The 4,873-nt window shown below is 70.8% G+C and carries 8 protein-coding genes and 2 pseudogenes; 5 read left to right on the top strand and 5 right to left on the bottom strand.

The features are described 5' to 3' along the window. Window positions 1–334 (top strand): GTP-binding protein (locus GJ633_RS13955; protein WP_197431353.1); only part of this gene is annotated, 334 nt, incomplete at its 5' end. Window positions 335–391: 57 nt separating this feature from the next. Here GJ633_RS13955 and GJ633_RS13960 read toward each other — a convergent pair. Next, complete coding sequence (locus tag GJ633_RS13960) at window positions 392–631, bottom strand: hypothetical protein (RefSeq protein ID WP_156589303.1); 240 nt, start codon at window positions 629–631, stop codon at window positions 392–394. Window positions 632–782: 151 nt separating this feature from the next. Beyond that, a complete protein-coding gene (locus tag GJ633_RS13965) occupies window positions 783–1,097 on the bottom strand; it encodes a hypothetical protein (protein WP_156589309.1) in 315 nt (104 codons plus the stop codon). Between the two features lie 71 nt (window positions 1,098–1,168). Between GJ633_RS13965 and GJ633_RS13970 the strand changes: the two genes are divergently transcribed. From GJ633_RS13970 to thrC, 4 genes and pseudogenes are all read left to right on the top strand, one after another. Then, entirely contained in the window at window positions 1,169–1,384 is a 216-nt protein-coding gene (locus tag GJ633_RS13970; RefSeq protein ID WP_156589304.1) for a hypothetical protein, read from the top strand. A gap of 139 nt (window positions 1,385–1,523) precedes the next feature. Then, on the top strand, window positions 1,524–2,201 hold the full coding sequence (gene upp, locus GJ633_RS13975; RefSeq protein ID WP_156589305.1) for a uracil phosphoribosyltransferase: 678 nt from the start codon (window positions 1,524–1,526) through the stop codon (window positions 2,199–2,201). Between the two features lie 56 nt (window positions 2,202–2,257). Next, window positions 2,258–2,473, top strand: a complete 216-nt coding sequence (locus tag GJ633_RS13980) for a hypothetical protein (protein WP_156589306.1) — start codon at window positions 2,258–2,260, stop codon at window positions 2,471–2,473. Between the two features lie 127 nt (window positions 2,474–2,600). Beyond that, window positions 2,601–3,883: pseudogene (gene thrC / locus GJ633_RS13985) on the top strand (threonine synthase). A 196-nt stretch (window positions 3,884–4,079) separates the two neighbouring features. Here the strand turns inward: thrC and GJ633_RS13990 are convergent. The 3 genes and pseudogenes from GJ633_RS13990 to GJ633_RS14000 all read right to left on the bottom strand — a co-directional run. Further along, window positions 4,080–4,346 carry an elongation factor 1-beta gene (locus GJ633_RS13990; protein WP_156589307.1) on the bottom strand — a complete coding sequence of 89 codons (267 nt, stop codon included), beginning with the start codon at window positions 4,344–4,346 and terminating at the stop codon, window positions 4,080–4,082. Between the two features lie 2 nt (window positions 4,347–4,348). Beyond that, entirely contained in the window at window positions 4,349–4,528 is a 180-nt protein-coding gene (locus GJ633_RS13995) for an HVO_2753 family zinc finger protein (RefSeq protein ID WP_156589308.1), read from the bottom strand. A gap of 105 nt (window positions 4,529–4,633) precedes the next feature. After that, window positions 4,634–4,873: pseudogene (locus GJ633_RS14000) on the bottom strand (tripartite tricarboxylate transporter permease); the annotation flags it as partial.

Consider the following 4,873-nt stretch of genomic DNA (forward strand, 5'->3'; position numbering starts at 1 on the left):
CGCCGGCACGGACCAGCGCCAGCAGGTCGGGCAGGCCGGCCGATCGGTCCGCGTCGAGGCGCTCGGCCCCTGGATCGCGAGCCTCCACGCGGTGGAACGGGACATGCTCCGCTCGAACCGTCCGAACCTCGACTGGGACGACGAGCACGGCGACCGCCTGACGGAGTACGTCGTCATCGGCACGGGTATCGACGAGGAGGCCATCGTCGACCGCTTAGACGACGCGCTCGTCACCGACGCGGAGTGGGAGGCGTTCCGAAGCGGCGAGGGCACGGTCGACGACCACCCCTTCCCGACCGAGCAGGGCGACACGGTCGCGCTCCGGGAGCCTTGAGGACGAGCTTCGGCTCAGCAAAAAACGAAACCGACCCCGCGTCGAGGCTCCCCCCGTTCAGCAGGCGCAGCCCGTTCCGCTCGCGCGCTCGAACCGCATCGCGTCGCCGCAGTCCGGGCAGACCGGCGTCCCCTCCTCGTCGCGGTCGAGCCCTTCGTCGTCGACCTCGACGTCGCGGACGCGCACGCCACAGTCGTCACACCAGTACGACCCCTCGGAGCCGTCGTCGCCGGCGTTCCCGGGCGCACGCTGCGTCGATCCCTCCAGCACGTCCGTGACCGTGTCGAAGATCCCCATACGTCGAGGTACGGGCTCCGCCGCCTTACGTTCCCGGTGCTGTGTGAACGCGACGCACACCCGCGTCGCGGTTCGACGTGGCGTCTACTCGACGTGGCGGCGGATCCACGTAGCGGCGACGCGAGCAGCGGCGGATCGAACGGCGCGGCGATTACAGCAGCGGCACGGTCAACGCCGCGAACACGACGCCGAGCCCGAGCACCGCGTACAGCAGCCGCTCGACGCGAGGTCCGGGCGGGAGCGGTCCGGCGTCGACCGCGGGCGCCGACCGGACGAGCTGGTGGTGCGCGAGGGCCGTCGCACACGCGAACGCGAGCGTCGACAGCGCCAGCGACGCCGTCAGCGAGAGCCCGTACGAGAGCCCGTAGATCGGGCCGAACGAGAGCGTGAGCATGAACGCGAGCCCGACGGTGACCGCGAACGGAACCGGGTCGATCCGATCGCCGTGTCTGTTGTGAACGCGCATCTCGATCGCCGTGCGTTCCGGGAGGAGCCGCACGGACAAGAGCTAAGTGGCGGTCACCCGGCCATTTGCGTATGAGCGAGGGGTCGAAGGGGATCCGCGAGGGCGTCGAGGGATCGAAGGGCGACCCGCGAGTGATCCTGTTGTTGAACGCGGTCCTGTCCGCGTGGTTCGCGGGGACCGTCCTCTGGGGGCTCGACCTGCTCGGTGCCGCCGCGTTCACGCTGCGGAACGCGGCGACGTTCGCGCTGATCGTCTTCGCGCTGACGTACGTCGCCGTGTTGCGCTGACCTGGTCCGCGGCCTCGACTCGGTCCGCGGCCTCGACTCGGTCCCCGTCGCCACCCCGTTGCGGCCGGCGGGACGCTTTTCGCCGTCGAACCGCCGATTTCCGCCATCTTTTAAGCCGAACGCGACCGCTCTCCCGGTAATGACGATCGAAGACCGCGACGACGCGTACCTCATCACGCACGCGCTGGCGACGGACACCCTCTCGCGGCTCCGCGACGTCGAGACCGAACAGGTCGCCTTCCGGAAGGGGCTGGTGAAGCTCGGCCGGATCTGCGGCTACGAGATCATCGACGGCGCGATGGAGACGGAGTACGTCCCCGTGGAGACGCCGCTCGCGGAGACCACCGGCGAGCGCGTGAAGGGGCTCGACGACGTGGTCATCATCAACGTCCTCCGCGCCGCCACGCCGTTCGTCGAGGGCCTCCTGAAGGCGTTCCCCCGCGCGAAGCAGGGCGTCATCTCCGCCGGCCGCGACGAGGAGGCCGGGATGACCGCCGACGGGGAGTTCCCGATCACCATCGACTACGTGAAGCTCCCCGAGATCGGCGCGGACGACACCGTGATCGTCGCCGACCCGATGCTCGCGACCGGCTCGACGATGTGTGCCGTCCTCGATCACGTCCTCGACGAGGCCGACGACTTCGAGGACCTGTTCGTGCTCTCGGCGGTATCCGCGCCGGACGGCCTCGTCCGCGTGGGCGAGGCGGTCCCCGAGGCCGACCTGCTCACGGTCGCCATCGACGACCGCCTCGACGACGACGGCTTCATCGTCCCCGGGCTCGGCGACGCCGGCGACCGCGCGTTCCGGACGACGTGAGCCGATCCGCGGTTCTCTCGACCCACCTTTAAGAGCCGTCCCCACGACCGAGGGGTATGAGCGACGCGCCGACGACCGAGCCCTGCGACGGCTGCGGCGAGCCGACGACAGACGCGCTCGCGCGGACCGTCCGGCTGAGCGTCGACCGGGCGAACATCGACACCCAGCGGCTCTGTCCCGAGTGTTTCGCCGACTGGATCGAGCGGTACCAAGACCGGATGGGCTCCGGCCGCGACGACGCGGACGGGAGCTCCGAGATCATCGTCGACTGAGCGGCACGCGCGACGCGGACGCCATTTCGGTCTGCTCGGCACCGTCGTCCGGGAGTGCCCGGTACGTCCGTCCTGCCCCGCCCGGGACCGCCCGTCTTAAGCCCCGGCGGCACGCACGGAAACCCAAATGGATCTCGCCATCGACGCCGCTGCGCCGGCGGTCCCCGACTGCGCCGACGACGGCACGTGGCTCGCCTGTATCGAGTGCGACGAGACGTTCGCCCCGTTCGAGGCGGTCCGGTACACCTGCGACGCGTGTGACGGGCTGTTGGAAGTCCGGTACGCCGACCCGCCGACGTTCGACGACTTCGGCGCGGACGCCCCCTCCGAGGGGCCCGACCGCGGCGTCTGGCGCTACCGCGAGGCGCTCCCGTTCGACCGCGGCGTGACCCTTCCCGAGGGCGACACTCCGCTCCACCGCGTCCCGCGGATCGAGTCGTCGGTCGGCGTCGAGGCGCTCCGGATCAAACACGAGGGGATGAACCCCACCGGCTCGTTCAAGGACCGCGGGATGACCGTCGGCGTTCGGGTCGCGAAGGAGCTCGGCGTCGGCGCGCTCGCCTGCGCCTCGACCGGCAACACCTCGGCCGCGCTCGCGGCCTACGGGGGGCGCGGCGACATGGAGACGCTCGTCCTCCTCCTGCGGGAAAGGTCGCGGCCGGGAAGGTCGCACAGGCCAGCCTCCACGGCGCGCGCATCCTCGAAGTGGACGGCAACTTCGACGCCTGCCTCGACATCGTCCAGGAGCTGGCCGCCCGCGGCGAGGCGTACCTGCTCAACTCGCTGAACCCCTTCCGCCTGGAGGGCCAGAAGACGATCGGCTTCGAGATCCTGGAGGCGTTCCGCGACGACTACGGCGGCTTCCCCGACCGGATCGTCCTCCCCGTCGGCAACGCGGGCAACACCGCGGCCCTGTACAAGGCGTTCCGCGAGCTCGTCCAGTCGGGCGCGCTCGCCGTCGACGAGGTCCCGAAGCTCACCGGCGTGCAGGCCGAGGGCGCCGCGCCCATGGTCGAGGCGATCGAGGCGGGCAACGACGAGATCCGCCGGTGGGAGGAGGTCGAGACGCGCGCGACCGCCATCCGTATCGGCAACCCGGTCAACGCGCCGAAGGCGATCCCCGGCATCCGCAACACCGGCGGCACCGCCGTCGCCGTGAGCGACGCGGCGATCACCGACGCGCAGCGCCAGCTCGCCGAGGAGGGCGTCGGCGTCGAACCCGCCTCTGCGGCGAGCCTCGCCGGCCTGAAGAAGCTCCGCCGCGAGGGCGTCGTCGACGACGACGAGCGCGTCGTCTGTCTCACGACCGGCCACCTCCTGAAGGACCCCGACGCGGCCTACGAGGCCGGCAGCGACCCCGAGCCCGTCCCGAACGACGTCGACGCGGTCGCGGCGCATCTGGAGGAGTGACAGCCGCCTCGCGTCGGTGACAGCCGCCTCGCGTCGAGCGGTTCGACGCGCGGATCGCCCCGTTTTTTCGTCCCCGGCGGTGACCGTTGTTGGCCCGGTCGACGAACGCGTCGCGTAGCGGGTGACTCGGCGTGGAACGCGACGGCGAAAATCCGATCGGTCGCTCGTCCGGTTCGATCCGGGGGCGGCGTCCCGTTTACAGGCGGCCGACGTTCTCGACGGCCACGGACTCGACGCCGTCGACCTCGGCGAACGCCTCCTCGACGGCCTCGGTGCCGCCCGCGCCGTCGGGGACGATGACGGTGGGCAGGAGGGCGACGAGCCCGAACGCGACGTCGTCACGCTCGAATCCGCGGATCTTCGCACCTTGCGGGAGCGACTCCTCGAGCCGCTCCTGGAGGTCGTCGAGGTCGACCTCCGGGTCGTTGGGCATGACCTTGATCTTGGCGGCGACGTCTCCCATCGTCAGGGCCCCCGGAACCCGCAGTCGGGACACTCGTAGAGGTTGCTCTGCTTCCGGCACTTCGCGCACCGGTAGATCGTGGTCCCACAGTCCGGACAGGCGAACCGCGCGGCGTTCATGCCGGACACCTGGATGCCGCAGGTGACACACTGCTGGGTCCCCCGCGTCTCACTCTCGCTCATACCGTACTCCACCACCGCGCGACTTTTAACCGTTGTTCTTTCCCTCCGCGACGGCTCCTCGGCGAGAGCGGCTCTCCGCCGGGGTGAGAGGCGATACCGCGCCACTCACCCGAGGATCAGCGGCCCGATCAGCACGCCCATCAGGTGCACGCGCCTCGCGCCGACCCGCGGCGGGACGAGTCCGAGCAGACCGGCGGCGACGAACACCGCGACGCCGACCCCGCCGGCGAACAGGAACGAGACGAACGCCAAAAGCACCAGCACGCCGAGCGAGACCCGCGTGTAGTCGGCGGTCCCGACGACCCGGAGGTACGCGTCGCCGACCGCGAGCAACAGCGCGAACCC

This window comes from Halorubrum sp. CBA1125 (assembly GCF_009742825.1).
In the GTDB taxonomy this organism is placed as follows: Archaea; Halobacteriota; Halobacteria; order Halobacteriales; family Haloferacaceae; genus Halorubrum.

What these genes read in the sequence shown, in the direction of transcription:
- GJ633_RS13965 (WP_156589309.1), bottom strand. Translation starts at nt 1,097, where the DNA reads ATGCGCGTTCACAACAGACACGGCGATCGGATCGACCCGGTTCCGTTC.
- GJ633_RS13970 (WP_156589304.1), top strand. Translation starts at nt 1,169, where the DNA reads ATGAGCGAGGGGTCGAAGGGGATCCGCGAGGGCGTCGAGGGATCGAAG.
- upp (WP_156589305.1), top strand. Translation starts at nt 1,524, where the DNA reads ATGACGATCGAAGACCGCGACGACGCGTACCTCATCACGCACGCGCTG.
- GJ633_RS13960 (WP_156589303.1), bottom strand. Translation starts at nt 631, where the DNA reads ATGGGGATCTTCGACACGGTCACGGACGTGCTGGAGGGATCGACGCAG.
- GJ633_RS13990 (WP_156589307.1), bottom strand. Translation starts at nt 4,346, where the DNA reads ATGGGAGACGTCGCCGCCAAGATCAAGGTCATGCCCAACGACCCGGAG.
- GJ633_RS13980 (WP_156589306.1), top strand. Translation starts at nt 2,258, where the DNA reads ATGAGCGACGCGCCGACGACCGAGCCCTGCGACGGCTGCGGCGAGCCG.
- GJ633_RS13995 (WP_156589308.1), bottom strand. Translation starts at nt 4,528, where the DNA reads ATGAGCGAGAGTGAGACGCGGGGGACCCAGCAGTGTGTCACCTGCGGC.